Consider the following 18,516-nt stretch of genomic DNA (forward strand, 5'->3'; position numbering starts at 1 on the left):
GCCGCGCCGGGCCGTCCGCCGAGGCTGGGGAGGTGTGAGGCTGCGGTGCCGTGCGGTCGGGTGGGACTCAAAAGGGCAGCCGCGAGGGCGAGGGCGGCCGAAGTAAGCACCGCAGCGAGGGAGCGGTAGCGACCGACCGAGGAGCGCAACGAGGCCTCCGAGCCGTCGCGGCTGGGGCTTTGGAGGCGTTCAGCGTCGAGTCGCCGATCGCGTATCGCCGAGCCGCCGGGGCTTCGGGGCTCTTCACCGTCGCTTTGCACTCGGTCAGTTATAACCGAACGACCGGGACGCCGAAGACGTTCTCCGCGGCGGCGACGGGACGCGGAGGGACGAATGCCACCGTCGAGCCCCCTCCCGAGACGGCAAAAGAAGTGTCACGACTCCTCGGCGACCGATTCGCGTCGATCCCTCAGTCCTCGAGTTCGAACGCGACCTCGACCTCGGCCTGGTACTCCCGGGTCGGCGCGTTCTTGATCTCCACACCGAACTCCTGTACCTCCGCCCAGTAGACGTTCTCGAGCGTGTCTTCGGCGCGGTCGATCGCCTCGTCCGCGGCGTCGTCGAAGCTCTCCTCGCTCGTCCCGATCAGCGTGATCTTTTTAAACACCATGTCGCGTGCTACTTGCACGCACGTTCACATAAAAGGGGTGGAGTCCCGGGGCGCCGTCAGGGACTGCCGGGCGCGCCTTCCATCACGGCGAAGTCCTCGCCGTCGGCCTCGATACCGATGACCGCCCAGTCGTACGGGGGCTTCTTGGAGACGAGGCGGTCGCGCAGGTCGCCGGCCCGGTTGCGCCACGTGACGAAACAGCGGAGCCGCGGCGTCTCGCCGCCGTCCGTCAGATACGGGTCCAGATCGTCGTCGTCCATACACAACACCGTCACGAGCACGCGTCGCCATTTCCGCTCCGCGATGAACTCCTGTCCGCCCTCGGAGACGGTGTATCCGAGTTCGCGAAAGACATCTCTGGCCTCCGTCGTCGGTGGGATGCTCGCAGTGGCCATCTACCTCATCGTTCGCCTCCATCCGTGATAAAGTTTCTCACGATTCCGCGGACGCGGTTATTCGTCCACCAACGCGGCCGCTCACGACCGTTTTTCGTCAGATCACCGTCGGCCGTCTGTGACCGGTCACTCGTGGGCGGCGTCCCACTCGTCGGGCTTCCGGATGTTGCCGCACTCCGTGCACTGGATCCGGCCCATCGTGTCCATCGCGGTGTCGAACGAGTCGCAGTTCCCGCAGCGGAACCCCCACCGGGCCGACCCGTCCGCGTCGGCGAACACGACGTAAAAGGGGCCCTCGGCGCCGCGCTCGATCATCGTCCGGTCGGTGTACACGCGCTCGCCGTCGGCCGTCGTCGAAGCGTCGAGACTCATACCAGCCCGTATTCGACGGAACCGCTTAAAAGCGAGAGTCGACGGCGGGCGGGCCGCCCGGACGCCGCGCTACGTCCGGAACGACTCGCCGCAGCCGCACTCGGAGACGACGTTCGGGTTCTCGACCTCGAAGCCGGCGGCCTGGAGGCCGTGTTCGTAGTCGAGCCTGCTCCCGCCGATGTAGTTCCGGCTCGCGGGATCGACGAACACGCGGAGCCCGTGGTGTTCGACCACGAGGTCGTCCTCTTCAGGCTCCGTGTCGAACCGCATCCCGTACGAGAGGCCCGCGCAACCGCCCTGTTGGACGAACAGCCGGAGTCCGGCCTTCTCCGTGTCGAGCCCCTCTCCCTCCAGCAGCGAGAGCGCCTCCTCCGCGGCGTCGGGCGTCACCTCGATGGCCGGGTCGCTCCCCGCTTCGACCGTTTCGGTACTCATGCGAACGCCTTCCGCTCCCACGGTAAAAACCCTGCCGGCGGATCCCCGCCGGTCGTTGCCGCTGACGGTTACGTTCCCCCGAGCGATCCCCCCCGATCGACCCGTCGACGGTTACGCGGTCGCCACTTGGTGACCGCTCCGACGCGACCGCTCCGTGGCGCCGGCTCCGCCGCGGGGACGACACGGTTTTGATTCGGTGGCGAGTGAACACGGGTATGACGGATTCGTCGCTCCGCGTCGGGCTGTTAGTCGACGGGGATCCCACGGCCGAGCAGCGCGCCGCCGCAGAGTGGATCGGGGCCCGCGACGGCGCGGCCGCCGACGTCGTCCCGTTCGACGCCCTCGACGAGCGCGGCGCGGTCGCCCCGCCGACGACGCCGACCCCCGGGGACGCGGACGGTTCGCAGTCGCTCGGCGAGTCGTATCCGGGGGCCGGCGTCGGCGACGGCGCCGGTCGGTTCGACGTCCTCTGGTGGCACCGCGACCGCCCGCTCGGCGGCGCGACTCCCCTCGCCGACGCGGCACCCGCGATCGAGGCGTTCCTCGCCGACGGCGGGGGCCTCTGTCTCAGCCTCTACGCGTTCGCGGCGGTCGACGCGCTCTCGGTCGAGTCGGTCCCCCCGGACCGCGTCGGCGACGACGCGCTCGGGGAGCCGACGGGCGTGCTCTGGCGCTCGCTGCGCGCCGACCACCCCGCGCTCGACGCGCTCGACGGGCTCCGCCACGCGGTCCGGCGGCGCGGGACGGTGCCCGGGGTGCGATACGAGCGCGTGCTCCCCGCCGACGGCGAGCCGCTCGCCTCGACGGTCCGCGGCGGCACCGAGGTCCCGGAGGAGGTGACGGTCGTCTCGTGGCCGGCCGGCGACGGCGCCGTCCTCGGGATCGGCGCGCCCGTGCTGTTCGCCGAGCCGCCGACGGACGGCCACCCCGAGACCGACCGGGACCTCGGCGCGACTCGGGACCGGCTGCTCGCGGGGTGTCTCCGGAGCCTCGCGTCGTCCGGTCCGGTTCCGAGTCGACCCGAGACCGCCGCCGACATGCGTCGGCTCCGCGAGCGCGTGGACGAGACGGGCGAGGACGGCCCGGGCGGCCGCCCCGCCTACCACCTCACGGCGCCCGCGAACTGGCTGAACGACCCGAACGGGCTCGTCCGATGGGACGGGCGGTACCACGTCTTCTACCAGTACAACCCCGGCGGCCCGTACCACAACACCATCCACTGGGGCCACGCCGTCAGCGACGACCTGGTCACGTGGCGCGACGAGCCGGTCGCGCTCGCCCCCTCGCCCGACGGCCCCGACCGCGACGGCTGCTGGTCGGGCTGCGCCGTCGACGACGACGGCACGGCGACGGTCCTCTACACCGGCGGTCGGGGCCGCGACCAGCTCCCCTGTCTCGCGACCGCCGAGGACTCCGGGCTCCGATCGTGGGAGAAGTACGACGGCAACCCCGTCATCGAGGCGCCGCCGGCCGACCTCGACGTCTTGGAGACCGACGACTGGCGCGCGGAGTTCCGCGACCACAACGTCTGGCGCGAGGGCGACACGTGGTACCACCTCGTCGGTACGGGGCTCTCCGACGGCGGGGGCGCCGCGCTGCTGTACACCGCCGACGACCTCCGCGAGTGGACCTACGAGGGCCCCCTGCTCGCGGGCGGTCCCGACGCCGGCGCCGTCTGGGAGTGCCCGGAGCTGCTCGACCTGGGCGACCGGCGGCTCCTCCACGTCTCCGACTACGAGAACGTCGTCTACTTCCTCGGGACCCTCGAAGACGGCGAGCTTGACGTCGACGCCGAAGGCCTGCTCGACCACGGCGACTTCTACGCGCCGCAGTCGCTGGAGGACGGCGACCGGACGCTCACGTGGGGGTGGCTCCCCGAGGCCCGCGACGCGGCCGGCCAGTGGGACGCCGGCTGGTCCGGCGCGCTGTCGCTCCCGCGGGTGATCGAACTCGGCGACGACGGCGACCTCCGACAGCGCCCGGCCGCGGAGGTGACCGACCTCCGCGCGGACCGGATCGCCGACCACCGCGACGTGCGCCTCGCCGACGGCGACCGACGGCGGCTCGACGCCGCCGGGGCGACGATCGAGATCGACGCGGAGATCGCCTTGGAAGACGCCGAGGCGGTCGAGCTGTCGGTGTTCGAGGCGCCCGACCGCGCGGAGCACACGCCGATCCGCTACGAGCGCGACGGCACGCTGACGGTCGATCGGGCGCCGTCGAGCGGCGACTCCGAGGCCTTCACCGATCCGCAGTCGATGTCGGTCCCGCCGTACGACGAGCCGCTGTCGCTGCGGGTGTTCGTCGACCGATCGGTCGTCGAGATATACGCCAACGAGCGGCACTGCCTGACCAGCCGCGTCTACCCGACCCGCGAGGACGCGGTCGACGTCTCCGCGGTCGCCGAGGGCGGGCGCGCGTCGATCCCGCGGCTGACGGCGTGGCGCCTCGACGGCGCGATGGAACCGCCGGAAGACGGGGCGTCGAGCGGAGACGCCGCGGGCGACCCCGCCGCCCGCGAACAGTAGTCGTCGCCGCTTCGGTCGTCGCCCGGCCGTCGCCGCTTCGGTACTCCCCGACCGTACCCTCAGTACTCGCCGAGGTACTCGGCCCCGACTCCCGCCTTCGCCTCGGGGACGCCGCCGTCGAGGTCGTCGGGGAGCTCCGAGCCGTCCGCCACCGGGAGCGGTTCGTCGGGGGTCGGCACCCGCCAGGCGTCGAGCGTCCCGAGCAGCCGGGTGCGGTCCCCGTCGACCGCCAGTCGGAGCGTCGGAGCGAGCGTCCCGCCGAACCGGTCCCGCTGTTCGGCCTCGGGCAGCTCGGCGATCGCGTCGAGCGAGTCGCCCCCGAAGTCGTGGTAGTTGAGGAAGCTCTGGACCAACACCTCCTCCGCGTGGGGGAACGCCATCCACGAGTACGCCTGGTACGGCGCCTCCGGCGGGTTCGTCGCGACGAGTCCGGTCCCGTTGAGCGGGCGGTACGGTCCCTCGAACGCGTCGGCGACGAAGCCGTACAGCCCGTCGGGCCCCGTCACGCCCGGCGCGAACGTGTGGACGTGGCTACAGACGAACAGGTAGTAGCGACCGTCGGCGACGACGACGTGCGGGCGTTCGAGCTCCTGGTTCACCTCGACGGCGTCGACGAGCGGCGGCCGGAGCTCCCACGAGAGCGGGTCGCCGGACGGGGAGACCGCCACTCCGACGCAGCCGTTGAACGCCCGCCGCTCCGTCGTCTCGGCGTCGTCGCCCTCGCGCTCCGGCGCCGGGACGTTCGCCTCGAAGAGGAGGTGCGTCTCGCCGGTCGCGGGGTCCTCGAAGAACCATGGGTCGCGGAACGTGTACGTCATCCCGCGCGACTGCGCCTCCGTCTCGTACCACTCGCCGTCCGGCTCCAGCAGCGTCTCGTGGGTCCACGGCCCCGCGAGTTCGACGCCGTCGTCCGTCGCGGCGACCGCGCCGCCGTGCGCGACCGCGATCCGCTGGGTGTAGGTCAGCTCGTCGGCGTCGTCGCGGCCGGCGGCCGTGTAGTAGAGGTAGACGTCGCCGTCGTCGTACAGCGCGGATCCGGCCCACTGACGCTGGCCGAGCGCGCCGCCGTCGAACACCGGGCCGGCGTCGCGCCAGCGCTCGCCGTCGGCCGAGTAGAAACAGCGGATCGCGGCGACGTCGTGACGGGTGCCCGGGAGCAGGTCGGCCGTGGCGGTCAGCGAGAACGCCAGCCGCCAGCCGTCGACGTCGGCGATCTCGCCGCGGCGGTCGCGGAGCAGCCACGTGTCCCAGACGTGGAGGTCGGGGAAGGGGTCGACGGTCGGATCGCCGGCCGCCGGCGCGACGTTCCCGCGGCGGCGCTCGATCCCCGCGGCCTGATCGCGGGTCCAGCGCGATCGGGACGGCGAGTCACCTCGGGGGCGCGAATCGTCCATACGATCCGTCCGCGACGAACCGAATAAAGCCTTTTCAGTCGCTCCGACCCGGCGCCGGCGCTCGCCCGGCGGGGCCCGACGAACGACGGAGGAGAGCGACGAGCGCGCCCCCAATCTCCGGTAATAAAACGTTTTATCACGGCCGTGGTAGTTCGAACCATGACCACACGATCGACCGGCCCAACCGGCGAGGGCGACCGCGTCCGCGGCGACGGGTGGCCGCCGTGAAACGCTCGGAGCTGACCGACACGCTTGAGGACGCGGGGCTCTCGCCGTACCAGGCGGACGCGTACGTGACGGTCCTCGAACTCGGCGCGGCGCCGGTGACCCGCGTGGCCGACGCCAGCGGCGTCCCCGACCCGCGCATCTACGACGTGCTGCGGGACCTCGAGAGCGCGGGGTACATCGAGACGTACGAGCAGGAGTCGATGTACGCCCGCGCGAACGACCTGGACGAGATCACCGACGACCTGCAGTCGCGGGCGAACCGACTCACGGCCGCGACCGAGGAGATCGAGCGCCGCTGGAACGAGCCGAGCGTCGAGCGGTCGACGGTGAGCATCGTCACGCGGTTCGAGACGGTGATCAAGAACGCCGACGAGTTCATCCGCGGCGCGGAGTCGCAGGTGAACGTCTCGCTCGGCGTCGACGACTTCGAGCGGCTGCGCGACGCGCTCCGCGAGGCGACCGAGCGCGGCGTCCGCGTGAACCTCTCCATCCACACCCCCGACGGGAGCGAGGAGGCCCTCCCCGACCCGGCGGAGCTGAGCGACGTCTGCTCGGAGGCGCGCCACCGGCGGCTCCCCTCGCCGTTCGCGGTGATCGTCGACCGGACGAAGACGTGTTTCGCGCCGCACGCGGGGTCGACGAACGAGTACGGCGTCCTCGTCGACGACCGGACCCACACGTACGTGTTCCACTGGTACTTCCTCACGACGCAGTGGGACACGTGGGAACCGATCTACTCGTCGATCGGCGACGAACCCCCGATCGAGTACGTCGACATCCGCTACTGCGTCCGCGACGTCGCGCCGCTCCTCCGGGACGGCGCGACCGTCAGAGTTCGAGTCGAGGGGGCCGACACCGAGACGGGCGCGGACAGGGTCGTCGAGGGTCCGATCGCCGAGGTCATCGTCACCGGCCCTGAGGACGCGACCGACGCCGAGGTCATCGCGAGCTACGGCGGACAGGTCGCGATCGTGGTCGAGACGGACGACGGCCCCGTCGAAGTGGGGGGATGGGGCGCGATGATCGAGGCGGTCGAGGCGCACCAGATCACGGTCGTAGACATCGACTGACGTAACTGTACGCGTACACGCAGACGCTCGGCGACGAGCGGGTACTCGTCGTTCTCAACTGGTCCGCGGATCGCCCGACGTCCGAGTCGACGGCGGTCGAAACCGCCGCCGCCGCGGTGATGGCGAGCAACTACCGGGGCTCGCCTTCGGATCCGTCCGGGAGCGAGTTCCGACCGTACGAGGCGGTCGTCTATCGGCTCTGAGGGACGTTCCGACTGTTCGAGAGCGAACCGGCCGGGAATCGATCGCGAGGCGGCGGTCACTGACCGCACATCGCAGAAGGGGACCACAGGGAAAATGCGAGCGGCCGCTCAGTCGGCCTGCACGCCGTCGTCGGCCGTCCCGATCTCCGAATCGGCCACGATCCCGTGCGAGATCGCGTCGCCGGAGGCGTCGTCGAACAGGTGGAGGCGCGCGCGGTCGATGACGATCTCGACGTCCTCTTCCTCGCTGATGTCGCTCGACGGGTCGACGCTCATCAACAGCCCCTGTCGCTCCTCGAAGTCGGCCGCTTCGCCCGACGCGCCGAGGATCGGCTTCAGGTAGACGAAGATCTCGTCGCCCATCGGTTCGAGCACGTCGGTCGTGACCGAGAACGTCCTGCTCGGGTCCTCGGCCTCGGCGCTGTTGCTCTTGAGGTAGATGTCCTCCGGACGGATGCCGAACTCCACCGCGTCGCCGGTCCCGACCCCGTCGATCGCCGTGGTGTCGAAGGAGATGGAGTAGCCGTTCGCGTCGAGAGTGCCGTCGCCGACGGTGGCGTCGGCGAAGTTCATCGAGGGCGATCCGATGAATCCCGCGACGAACCGGTTGGCCGGCTCGTTGTAACAGGTCAGCGGCGGCGCGATCTGCTGGAGCTGTCCCTTGTCGAGGACGGCGATCCGGTCCGACATGGTCATCGCCTCGGCCTGGTTGTGCGTGACGTAGATGATTGTCGTGTCCAGCTGCTTGTGGAGCCGCTGAAGCTCGGTCCGCATGTTGACGCGCAGCTTGGCGTCTAAGTTCGCCAGGGGCTCGTCCATCAGGAACACGTCCGGGTCGCGGACGATCGCTCGCGCGATCGCGACGCGCTGACGCTGACCGCCGGACATCTCGCTCGGCATCCGGTCGAGCATCCCCTGCATTCGGACGACTCGCGCCGCCTCGTCGACGCGCTCGTCCATCTCGTCCTGCGGGAAGTCTCGAAGCCGCAGGCCGAAGGAGATGTTGTCGTACACGTCCATGTGCGGGAACAGCGCGATGTTCTGGAACACCATCGCGATCCCGCGGTCCTTCGGCGGGAGGTTCGTCACCTCGCGGTCGCCGATCAGGATCTCACCCGACGTCGGCTTGGTGAGGCCGGCGATCGTCTCGAGCGTCGTGGACTTCCCGCACCCCGACGGACCGACCAAGCAGATGAACTCGCCGTCTTTCAGGTCGAGGTTCATGTTATCAACCGCCGTTACGTCGTCGTACCGTTTCGTGACGTCAGTAAGTTGTACTCGTGACATGTGTGGTCACTCCTTGAGTGCTCCTTGGGTGAGCCCGCTGATGATCTTGTCCTGTGCGACGACGACGAGGATCGCGACCGGAACGATCGCGATCAGACTCGCCGCCGCCTGAAGGTCGTATCGGACGGTGTACTGCGTCTGGAACGCGATGACGCCGTCGACCACCGGCGCCCACTCCGCCGCGCTGTTGCCGGTCATCAGGAACGAGAAGAAGAACTCGGTGTACACCGTAATGAAGGTGAGAATGCCCGCGGTCGCGACGCCGGGGGCGGAGAGCGGCATGATCACGCGGAACAGCGCGCCGAGCCGGGTCGTCCCCTCGACTCTGGCGGCGTCTTCGAGCCCGTCCGGGATCTGGCCGTAGAACGTCGTCAGTATGAAGATCGCCAGCGGCATCGTGAACGCGCTGAGCGGCGTGACGACCGCGCCGGGCGTCCCGTATATCTCGACCGGGAGCGTGAAGAGCCCGAGCATCGGTACCTGCTGGTTGAACGCCCGGAACAGCGGGATGAACAGCGTCGCCGGCGGGAAGAAGCTGAGCACCAGCAGCGAGAACAGGAGCGGCGTCTTCCCGCGGAACTCCAAGCGCCCGAACGCGTACCCGGCGAGGCTTCCGACGAGGAGCACGAACACCGTCACCGTGAACGCGTAAAACAGGCTGTTGAACATGAACCGCGCGAACGGGACCTGCTGGAACACTTGGATGAACACCGACAGATCGATCGTCGTCGGAAGGAGCGGGATGTCGGTCTGTCCGGGCGGCGCCATCGAGACGTTGAACAGCCAGTACAGCGGGAACAGCGAGGTCGTCAACAGCACTCCACCGAGGAACACCAACATCACGGCGTACGCCTTCTCCGGGTTCTGGATCCAGTCGTCGGCCCACCGCGCGATGCGGGATTTGTTCTCTTCGTCGCCGGTTCCGTCGCCGGAGCCGTCGAACGTTTCCGCGTCGTCGTGGTTGCGTGCGTCGATGCTCATATTACGCTAACCCCAGGCTCTGGTTGCTCCGTCGGATGAATCCGAGGTACACCATGATGAACAGTCCCACGACGATGGCGATCAGGACGCTCACGGCGGCCGCGGAGCCGTACAGCGTCGCGGACCCGAACATAAACTGCGTCACGAGACAGGTCATCGACGGGACGGTCGAACAGCCGACCGTGGTCGACTCGATGATGCCGTACACCCGGAGCGCGCCCATCGTCCGGAACAGCATCGCGACCATCAACACGGGGAAGACCAGCGGGAACGTGATGTATCGGAACCGCTGCCAGCGCGACGCGCCCATCACGTCGGCCACCTCGTAGAGGTCCTGGTTGACGCTCTCTAACCCCGCCAAGATCAGGAGGGCCATGAACGCCGAGGTCTTCCAGATGTCCGCCACCGTCACGATGACGAAGCTGTCGAAGGTGGTGTTGAGAGGCAGATTCGAGAAGATTCCGAGCTGCTGGAGGGGCTCGGTCAACAGCCCGTACCCGGGCCGGAACAGCAGGAAGAAGATCATTCCCTGAATGACGATCGGGATCGCCCACGGCAGGATGATGAGGAGCCGAACGAGCCGTCGGCCCTTGTACTCGGCTTTCATCAGCATGGCGTAGAGGAACCCGAGCAGCGTCTCGCCGGTGACGCTCAACACGGCGAACAGTATCGTCATGAACAGCGCCTGTTCCAAAACCGGCGTCTGGAACGAGGGGTCCACGAACGCCGCCGGCGCCAGCGCGTTGGTGTTCGTGAGCAGTTGGACGTAGTTCGTTATCCCGGAGAACTCGCCCAGCTGACCGCCGGTGAGCACGTCGGCGAAGAACGACATCCTGATCGCCGACGCGAGCGGCCAGAACGCGAACAGCAACAGCACGAGGAACGCCGGTACCAGCAGCAGATACGCGTACGCCTGCTCGCTCAGGTTCTCCGTCCACGTCGCGAGTCCCGTCAGGACGCCGTCTGACCCGCCCGACATCTGCGTCCTGCCCTGTTCAGTTGCCACGGCGATCAACACCCCCCGTGACTGCCCGCCGTTGTGGTACGAGCATCGCCCGCCTGTTTTCCGTGCGAATATTTATCATTGTTGGCTGTTTTACATGCATTTCGACTCCTTCCCCCCGCGACGCCGCCGGGGAGGGGAGCCGGTCAATCGGACGTCGTCACCCCGACTGCTCTTCGATTGCGGCGATCTGTTCCTGCATCGCGCTCGCGGCTTCCTCGGGCGTCTTCTCCTGTCGGAGCGCCGAGTTGACCTCGTTGGCGACGACCGTCCGCTGGTTCGGCCACACCGAGGTCGTCGGCCGCGGGATCAGGTTCTCCGCCGAGTACTGGAGCGCCTCGAAGTACGGCCCGTACGTGTCGCTCTCTTCGACGTAGCTGAACAGCTCCGGCTTCGGCGGCATGTAGTTCGCCGCGTCGAACTGCTGCTGGAGGACCGAGTCCTCCCACCACGCCTTGATCACTTCCTTCGCGGACGCCATGTTGTCGGTGTACGGGTTCATGGACATGATCCATCCGCCCTGCGCGTGCCAGGACCCGTTCGGGCCCTTCGGCAGCGGCATCACGCCGAGCTCCATGTCCGACCCCTCGAAGGCGCTCACGGCCCCGCCGATGGAGTAGGTCCAGTTGCGCTGCGTGACCGCGCTCCCGGCCTCGAAGGTGCTCTTCGTGTCGGGTTCGATCCAGCCGGCCACTTCCGGGGGGGAGACCCCGGCGATGTCCATCGGCGAGAGGCCCTCCCCGTGGATGAGGTCCACTGCGGCTTCGATCCCGTCGATCGACTCCTCCGAGTCGAGGGTGACGGGGCGGTCACCGATCGGTCCGAAGAGGTTGTCCTCACCGCCGAAGAAGGCGCCGCCCATGCTCGTGAGGAACTCGTTGAACGTACAGCAGGCCAGCCCGATGTAGTTGTTCCCCTGCCAGACGTGACCGTAGTCCACGTCAGAGGTCTGCGCCTCGGAGACGATCTGTGAGAACTCCTCCCACGTCGGCGGGTCGGTCCGCCACGTGTCGAAGTCCGAGTCGCCGTATCCGGCGTTCCGCAGCAGGTCCTTCCGGTAGGTGATGACCGGGTAGTCCGGGAAGGTCGGGATCGAGTACAGATCGCCGGTCTCGGGGTGCGTCCCCGTGTCGATCATCGACTGGACACCTTCCTCTTTGACTCGAGAGATGAACTCGTCGTCCATCTCCTCCTCGAGATTGACCAGGTCGTCGCGGACGATGAACGGGATCGTCCATCCGTTGTCCGTCAGAACGAGGTCCGGGTCCGACTCCTCAGCGTTGATCGCGGTCCGGAGCTGCTGTTGCTTGCTGCCGGAGTCCTGCGGCGGCACGACCATCTCGATCGTGATCGAGTCGGGCACGCCCGCCTCGTGTAAGGCCTCCTCCATCCCGGCGTCGACGAACGCCGACCCCGAAAAGACCGTGACGGTCCCACCGATCTCGTCGCCCGAGGATCCCGAGTTCGACCCGTCGCCCGCCCCACGCCGAACAGCCGCGAGCACGGCCGCCCACCCGCCCCCACGTGGCTGCAGATAACTGCCGTCGCGAGACGACCGTTTCGGATGCTAACCTCTGACATCATTGGTCATAAGGAATATATCATTAAATATCAAGTAGGGTATTTACAACAGGAGATGTTAACAACTATCAGCCGTCAGGGAAACGGGACGGAACCGCGTTCGCCGGTAAAAATCGTTCGAAATCGACCAGAATCTCGACCCGAGCGGCGCGATCCGGGGTGTTCGAATCGCCGCTCGCCCGACCGCCACCGCGACGGCGCGGGTGACCGCAGACTTGAAGGCGGTGGGCGGACTCCGTGGGAATGAGTCCCTCGACGCCGATCGGCCTCCGGCGGTCGAGCACCACCGGGCGAAAAAACCGCTGGTTGGCCGTGTACGGCCGGTCAACGTCGCCGTCGTCCGCGTCGCCGCCGAGGCAGGTGTCGATCGCGAGCCTCCCGGCGCCGCCGTCTCTCGCCGCCGGTCTCGCGCTCGTCTGGCTCCGCGGGTCGTTCGTCCCGGGACCGCCTCGCGCCCGCTGCTCGTCGCCCCGATCCCGCAGCGAGGCGCTGTTCCACGGCGCGGAGCCCGCACCTGACCGGCGGCCCGCGCGCCGCGCGGCCCGGGAGCGGCTCGCTCGAACCCGGACCGACGTCGACGGGCGAGGCGCTCAACTCGACGGCTCCTGCCGAGGGCGTCCTCGAAGTCGACGGCGACGGCCGTCCGCGCCCGACCGACGAGTACCGCGACCGCTGAACGCCGAGAGGCGCGGCTCCCGCAATCCGCGAGACGGAGCGATCAAAAGCCGACGTCGCCGGAAGAATATCCCCGCGACGCGAGTCCCGATCGTCAAAAACGCGGCACGCGTACGCCCGACGGCGACGAGTGGTCGCGCTCTCCCGCCGGCGGCGCGAACACGGTCGACGCGAGACGTGCTTCCCGCCGCCGGTGGCCATCCGCCGAGATCGCTGGCTACCGAGACGCCGAGCCCTTCCTCCCTCGGACGAGTCGTTCCGGCTCGCGGCGGCGCGGACGAACGGATTCTCGACGCCTGTCCCGACGCGAGGGTCGACTAAAACGCGGGTCGACCTCCTGTTGCCGGCCGGCTACACCGGCCCCGACGAGGAGCCCGCCGAAACGCTCGCCTGCCCGGACTGCGGGGTCCGACTCTTCACCTTCCCGCGGGAGTAGCGGTCTCGGTCGGCGCGGGAGACCCGCTCTCGACCGGTCCCGGTCCGCGGTACGTTTGTATAGGTAGCATCCGTCATCCCTCCCATGAGCATCCCGTCGGAGGCGGCGTTCGCCCGCCGATGGCGAGCCCTCTCGCCGGCGGCGCGCCGCGAGTTCGTCGCCGCGCTGTGGGCGACACGGGGCTGGGAGACGACCCGCGAGGCGGCCGAGTCGAGCGTCGTCGTCGCCCGTCGCGACGGCCGCGTTCGACGGATCGCGGTCGGGACGCCCGTTCCGGACGACGCCGACGCGGTCGTCGGGGACGGAGCGCGGCGCCTCCTCGCCGCGTCCCCCCGGCGCCGAGCCGACGCGGTCGGGGCGGCGTACGTCTCGCCGGCCGACCTCCGCGAGCGGCTGTGCTACGGGATCGACCGCGACGCGGCGGACCGGCTGTTCCGCCGGCGCTTCGGCGTCGACCTCGCGGCCGCCGGCGCGGCCGCCGCCGCGGGTCCCGGCGGCGTCCGACGCCGCGCGTCGCGACTCCGGCGGTCGGTCTCGGACGAGAGGCGGACCGCGCTCGCCGTCGTCGCCGTCGCCGCCCTGGTGGCGGCCGCCGCGGTCCTCGCCGCGGGCGGGCCCTCGGCGTTCGGCGGGGTCACCGGGCTCGGTCCCGGCGTGGGGGAGCCGACTCCCCCGTCGCCGCCGGCAGGCGGGGAGTACGCGGCCGCCGCGAGCGCGATCGGGACGGCCGAGTCCGCGGAGCGCGGCGCGGCGACGCTCGACGACGCGGCGTCCCTCGGGCTCTACGAGGACGCGCTCACGGGCACGGTGGGGTCGACGGCGCGGACGCCGCCCGGCGTCTTCCTCACCGGCGTCTACGACGCGGACGCGCTCGCCGACGCCCACGTCGCCGCCGCGTCGACCCTCTCGTCGGCGTCCGTCCTCCTCGTCGCGTCCGGGCCCGCGAACGCGACGGACCTCGACGCGTCGACCGGGGGCCGCGTGGGGATCGCCGGCGACGGCGGCGTCGAACTGGCGGTCGCCTCCGAGCGCCGGTACCGGATCGCCGCCTCGGCGAACGCGTCGGTCCCGAACGCGCCGGTCCCGAACGCGAGCCGCGACGGGGTCGTCGAGGTGTTCGCCGACGGCGACGCCGTCTACGAGCGGGCCGCGGGGTCCGGGGGCGTAGAGACCCGTCGCGTCCCGCCCGCGGCGGCGCCGAACGCGACGGCGCTCGCCGGCGAGGTCGCCGCGGAGCCGATCCGGCGGTTCCTGAACGGGAGCGAGTCGACGGTCCGCCCGGCGGCCACGGAGATCCCGCTGTACCGGGTCGAGGTGCGCGGCGAGCCCCGCGCGCTCGGCGAGGAAGTCAGCGACTTCCGGGCGGTCGCGTTCGTCAGCGCCGACGGCCTCGTCCTCGAGCTGTCGGCGACGTACGTCCACGAGCCCACCGGCGAGCGCGTCCGGGTCGCGTTCCGGTACGACCGTCTCGGCGACACCGCCGCGGTCCCGCCGGCGTGGTATCCCGAGGCCTCCCCGGACGGCGACGCCGGGGCGTCGACCTGACGGTCGCCCGCCCCGCCGTCGGGGTCCCTCGCTGCACGTAGTCGCCGTCGCCCTCAATCGTCGCCGGCTTCAGTCGCCGTCGCCCGCTCGGCGCTCGGCGGGTTCCGCCGCCGCGGCGGACGGGGGACCCGACCGCTCGGCGCCCGCGCTCTCGGGGATCGGGTCGCCGGTCCGCGTGACCGTCACGTCGCGTTTCGGGTACGGGATCTCGATGTCGGCCGCGGCCAGCGCCTTGTACAGCGCGCGGTTGAGTTCGTGCTGTGCGCGTCGGCGCCGCGTCGGCCCGTTGACCCAACAGAGGATCTCGTACTGCAGCGCCGAGTCGCCGAACGAGCGCAGCCGGGCCCGCGGCTTCGGCGAGTCGAGGACCAGCGGCTCCGCCTGCACGACCTCGAGCGCGAGCGCCTCGAACGCGTCGACGTCGGTCCCGTAGGCGACGCCGATCGGGACCCGAACGCGGCGCCGGCGCTGCGGCGCGGACTCGTTCGTCACCTTCGCGGCGTTGAGCGCCGCGTTCGGCACCGTCACCAGCACCTCGTCGCGGGTGAGCAGCGTCGTCGAGCGCACGCCGACTTTGATCACGGTCCCGGCGGTGCCGTCGTCGAGGACGATGTAGTCGCCGATCTTGTAGGTGTCGTCGAAGTAGAGCGCGATCCCGCCGAAGAAGTTCGCGACCGTGTCCTTCGCGGCGAAGCCGACCGCGATGCCGGCGACTCCCGCGGCGCCGAGCAGGGGCGTGATCTCGATGCCCCACAGCCACAGCAGCGTGCCGGCGCTCCCGACGAGCACCGCGAGCGTCCAGACGTTCGAGAACACGGGCGCGAAGTCGAACCGACCGCCCTCCTCGTTGACGGCGGCGACGAGCCGGTTCACGACGGTGTTCGCCGCGTGCGCCCACACGAGGACGATCACCGACAGCGACGGCCGACCGAAGACGCTATCGAGCAGCCGGGGGCTCACGAGCACCGAGGTCCGGACCGACGGCACCTGCGTGAGGAGGTACACCCCGGCGAGCGCGGCGGTGACGACGAGCGGCGCGCGCAGCGAGGAGATGACGATGTCGTCGTACCCGGAGTCGGTGGCCGCGACGTACCGGCGGGCGACCCGCAGGACGGCGAACTCCATTCCCACGGCGGCGACGATCGAGACCACGAGGACCGCGACCGTCGCCTCGACCGCCGTGAGCCCCTCGAACAACGTCAGCGGCGACGGGATCATACCGTCCGGAGGCGAGTGCGCGAGATAACCGTTTCTGCGGGGTCGGTCTCCTACTCGAACCGCTTCCGGACGCTCTCGACGCCCGAACTCGGGCGTTCCGTCTCTGCGGCCGGCCGAGTCGCCTCGACGAGGTCGACGAGTTCCCGGAGGCTTTCGATCTCCGAGGCCGGTTCGACGTCGAGGTCGAGCGCGGCGTTGTGCTCGCGCCTGAGGAACACGCCGTCGAGCCCGGCTCGCTCGGCAGCGATCACGTCGGTGGCGCGGTCCCCGACGTAGAGCCCTCCCTCGGCACCGAGCGCGTCGAGGGCCTCGTTCAGGTAGTACGGCTCCGGCTTCCGCCGGCGGAACCCCTCCGGGCCGAGGTCGCGGCCGCGGACGAACGAGAACCCGTCGAGCCGGAAGTGGTCGACGACGAACTCGACGGTCGGGTGGTAGTTGTTGCTCACGAGCCCGATTGGGACGTGCCGCGCGAGTTCATCGATCGCGTCGACGTCGGCACAGAGCCGCCTCGTGCCGGCCGCGAGCCGCGCGACGGAGCGCTTCGCGCTGCGCTCCTCGCGGGCCCGGAACAGCGTCGCCGGATCGACGCCGAGCTCCTCGCAGGCGACGCGAAATTCGTCGTCGTAGTCGCGCGTTTCGAGCGGGCGGCGGCGGTCGCCGGTCACCCGCATGTCCCGTTCCTCGCGGACGTCGCCGAGGGCGCGGCTGTGAACCACCTCGTCGGTCCCCCAACCGTCGAGGATCACGCCGTCCATGTCGAAGAGGACGACCTCGTCGTTCCGTCCGTCGGTGTCGTGATGCGTTGTCATGTGTTCCGTGTGTCGTCGTCGGTCCGCGGGTCGTTCGCGGCGCGAGCCGTTCGCACTCGGTTATCGGTCCGTCTCGGAGGGCCGAGGCTGGGTCTCCCGCCGATAGGCGGGGTTCAGCGCACCTTCCGGCGGGCGTACGCCGACACTCCCTCGCTCACCAGCACGACGCCGAGGATGGCGATCAGCAGCGCCGACACCGTCCGCCACGCGAACGAGTCGATCGCCTCGAACAGCTGGACGCCGATCCCGCCGGCCCCGACGAACCCGAGGATCGTCGCCGCCCGCACGTTGATGTCCCAGCGGTACACGCTGAGTCCGACTAAGGCCGGCTTGATCTGCGGGACGATCCCGTAGATCAACAGCTGCGCAGGGCTCGCGCCGGTCGCCCGGACCCCCTCCACCTGCCCGAAGTCTATCTCCTCGATCTCCTCGCCGAGGAGCTTCGCGAGGAACCCGATCGACCGGACCGCGGTCGCGACGGTCCCCGCGAGCGCGCCCGGCCCGAGCATCACGACGAACAGCAGTGCCCAGACGATCGTGTGGACCGACCGCGAGACGGTGACGATGAGCTTTCCGAGCGCGTACGTCGCCCGGTTCGGCGTCGTGTTCTCGGCGGAGATGTACGCGACCGCCGCCGCCATCATCACCGCCGCGATCGTCCCGACGACGGCGATCTGTATCGTCTCGGCCAACGGCCCGACCGCGTTCGGCAGGTACCCCCAGTCCGGCGGGACCATCCGCCCGAGGAGGTCGCCGACCTGCGCCGGCGCGGTGGTCACGTACTGGAGGCTCATGTCGAGCCACTCCCACGAGGCGACCACGACGGCGACGGCGACCACGACGGACCCGATCCGGAAGAGCCGCTCTCGCGCGTCGAACCGGCTCCACTCGCGCGTGGCGCCAGCCATCACTGGACCCTCCGCCTGACGACGGCGCTCACGAACTCCGCGACGAGGACCACGGCGATGATCGCGACGAGGATCGCCGCCACGTAGTCGTACTCGTACCGTTGGTAGGCTCGCTGGAGGAGGACGCCGATCCCGCCGGCGCCGACGATCCCGACGATCGTCGACGACCGGATGTTGATGTCCCACCGGTACACGGCGAGCCCGGCGAACCGCGGAACGACCTGTGGGACGACCCCGTAGACCACGCTCTGAAAACGGGTCGCGCCGGTCGCCCGGACTGCCTCGACACCGCCCATGTCGATGTCCTCCAAGTCCTCGGCGAACAGCTTCGAGAAGAAGCCGATCGTCTTGAAGCTGATCGCGACGATCCCCGCGAGCGGGCCGAACCCGAGCGCGATGACGGCGATGATCGCGACGATCAGTCCGTCGATGGCGCGCGTAGCGCTGATGACCCCGCGGCTCAGGTAGTACACCGGCCGCGGCGCGAGGTTCTCCGCCGCTCCGAACGCGACGGGCAGGCTGATCGCGATCCCGGCGACGGTGGCGACCATCGCCATCGCGATCGTCTCGATCATGCGGTCGAACAGCCTGAGCGTGTATTCGCTGCCGGTCTCGGGCGGCAGCATCGAGTCGATCAGCTCGTAGCCGTAGCCGAGTCCCGAGAGGAACCGCCCGAGGGTGATCTGTAGGCTCGCCACCGACCAGACGACGAGCGCGAGGACGGCCCCGTACACCGCCCACTTCGTGTACCGGTTCCGGAACGCGGTCGGGCGCCGCCACGTCCGCCGGTCGGCCGCGCCCGTTGACCCCGCCGGCGAGGACGACTCGGTCGCCACGG

16 protein-coding genes are annotated in these 18,516 nt (G+C 69.9%); 3 read left to right on the plus strand and 13 right to left on the minus strand.

All coding sequences use genetic code 11. The features are described 5' to 3' along the window. Window positions 1-409 precede the first annotated feature (409 nt). The 4 genes from DJ82_RS00425 to DJ82_RS00440 form a co-directional block, all read right to left on the minus strand. On the minus strand, window positions 410-610 hold the full coding sequence (locus DJ82_RS00425; RefSeq protein ID WP_094527032.1) for a dodecin: 201 nt from the start codon (window positions 608-610) through the stop codon (window positions 410-412). Window positions 611-666: 56 nt separating this feature from the next. Beyond that, window positions 667-1,005: a hypothetical protein gene (locus DJ82_RS00430; protein ID WP_094525212.1), complete on the minus strand. Its 339-nt coding sequence runs from the start codon at window positions 1,003-1,005 to the stop codon at window positions 667-669. A gap of 126 nt (window positions 1,006-1,131) precedes the next feature. Next, a complete protein-coding gene (locus tag DJ82_RS00435) occupies window positions 1,132-1,377 on the minus strand; it encodes a DUF5816 domain-containing protein (RefSeq protein ID WP_094525213.1) in 246 nt (81 codons plus the stop codon). A gap of 69 nt (window positions 1,378-1,446) precedes the next feature. Next, complete coding sequence (locus tag DJ82_RS00440; RefSeq protein ID WP_094525214.1) at window positions 1,447-1,812, minus strand: iron-sulfur cluster assembly accessory protein; 366 nt, start codon at window positions 1,810-1,812, stop codon at window positions 1,447-1,449. Window positions 1,813-2,027: 215 nt separating this feature from the next. Between DJ82_RS00440 and DJ82_RS00445 the strand changes: the two genes are divergently transcribed. Continuing rightward, the gene (locus DJ82_RS00445) at window positions 2,028-4,340 is read left to right on the plus strand and encodes a glycoside hydrolase family 32 protein (RefSeq protein WP_094580796.1); all 2,313 of its coding nucleotides are present in this window, start codon (window positions 2,028-2,030) and stop codon (window positions 4,338-4,340) included. 59 nt (window positions 4,341-4,399) lie between these two features. Here DJ82_RS00445 and DJ82_RS00450 read toward each other — a convergent pair whose 3' ends face one another. Then, window positions 4,400-5,734: a glycoside hydrolase family 68 protein gene (locus DJ82_RS00450; protein WP_094580797.1), complete on the minus strand. Its 1,335-nt coding sequence runs from the start codon at window positions 5,732-5,734 to the stop codon at window positions 4,400-4,402. A 224-nt stretch (window positions 5,735-5,958) separates the two neighbouring features. Here DJ82_RS00450 and DJ82_RS00455 point away from each other — a divergent pair, with 224 nt between their 5' ends. Next, window positions 5,959-7,032: a TrmB family transcriptional regulator gene (locus DJ82_RS00455; RefSeq protein WP_094580820.1), complete on the plus strand. Its 1,074-nt coding sequence runs from the start codon at window positions 5,959-5,961 to the stop codon at window positions 7,030-7,032. A 311-nt stretch (window positions 7,033-7,343) separates the two neighbouring features. Here DJ82_RS00455 and DJ82_RS00460 read toward each other — a convergent pair whose 3' ends face one another. From DJ82_RS00460 to DJ82_RS00475, 4 genes are all read right to left on the minus strand, one after another. Beyond that, window positions 7,344-8,522 carry an ABC transporter ATP-binding protein gene (locus DJ82_RS00460; protein ID WP_094525216.1) on the minus strand — a complete coding sequence of 393 codons (1,179 nt, stop codon included), beginning with the start codon at window positions 8,520-8,522 and terminating at the stop codon, window positions 7,344-7,346. A 6-nt stretch (window positions 8,523-8,528) separates the two neighbouring features. Continuing rightward, window positions 8,529-9,503 (minus strand): carbohydrate ABC transporter permease, encoded by a 975-nt coding sequence (locus DJ82_RS00465; RefSeq protein WP_094527028.1) that lies wholly within the window; start codon window positions 9,501-9,503, stop codon window positions 8,529-8,531. Window position 9,504: 1 nt separating this feature from the next. After that, a complete protein-coding gene (locus DJ82_RS00470; protein WP_094525218.1) occupies window positions 9,505-10,482 on the minus strand; it encodes a carbohydrate ABC transporter permease in 978 nt (325 codons plus the stop codon). A gap of 184 nt (window positions 10,483-10,666) precedes the next feature. Next, window positions 10,667-12,010, minus strand: coding sequence for an extracellular solute-binding protein (locus DJ82_RS00475; RefSeq protein ID WP_094580798.1), 1,344 nt, complete (start codon window positions 12,008-12,010; stop codon window positions 10,667-10,669). 1,272 nt (window positions 12,011-13,282) lie between these two features. Between DJ82_RS00475 and DJ82_RS00485 the strand changes: the two genes are divergently transcribed. Further along, window positions 13,283-14,743 carry a hypothetical protein gene (locus DJ82_RS00485; protein ID WP_094580800.1) on the plus strand — a complete coding sequence of 487 codons (1,461 nt, stop codon included), beginning with the start codon at window positions 13,283-13,285 and terminating at the stop codon, window positions 14,741-14,743. Between the two features lie 69 nt (window positions 14,744-14,812). Here DJ82_RS00485 and DJ82_RS00490 read toward each other — a convergent pair whose 3' ends face one another. The 4 genes from DJ82_RS00490 to phnE (DJ82_RS00505) all read right to left on the minus strand — a co-directional run bounded on the left by DJ82_RS00490 (window position 14,813) and on the right by phnE (DJ82_RS00505) (window position 18,514). Then, window positions 14,813-15,961, minus strand: a complete 1,149-nt coding sequence (locus DJ82_RS00490) for a mechanosensitive ion channel family protein (protein WP_094580801.1) — start codon at window positions 15,959-15,961, stop codon at window positions 14,813-14,815. 50 nt (window positions 15,962-16,011) lie between these two features. Continuing rightward, window positions 16,012-16,770 (minus strand): HAD family hydrolase, encoded by a 759-nt coding sequence (locus DJ82_RS00495; RefSeq protein ID WP_094580802.1) that lies wholly within the window; start codon window positions 16,768-16,770, stop codon window positions 16,012-16,014. A 113-nt stretch (window positions 16,771-16,883) separates the two neighbouring features. Then, window positions 16,884-17,678, minus strand: coding sequence for a phosphonate ABC transporter, permease protein PhnE (phnE, locus tag DJ82_RS00500; protein ID WP_094580803.1), 795 nt, complete (start codon window positions 17,676-17,678; stop codon window positions 16,884-16,886). Continuing rightward, window positions 17,678-18,514 (minus strand): phosphonate ABC transporter, permease protein PhnE, encoded by an 837-nt coding sequence (gene phnE, locus DJ82_RS00505; RefSeq protein WP_094521847.1) that lies wholly within the window; start codon window positions 18,512-18,514, stop codon window positions 17,678-17,680. The genes phnE (DJ82_RS00500) and phnE (DJ82_RS00505) overlap by 1 nt, the downstream gene beginning before the upstream one ends. Window positions 18,515-18,516 lie beyond the last annotated feature (2 nt).

The organism is Halorubrum sp. Ib24 (genome assembly GCF_002252745.1).
GTDB lineage: Archaea > Halobacteriota > Halobacteria > Halobacteriales > Haloferacaceae > Halorubrum.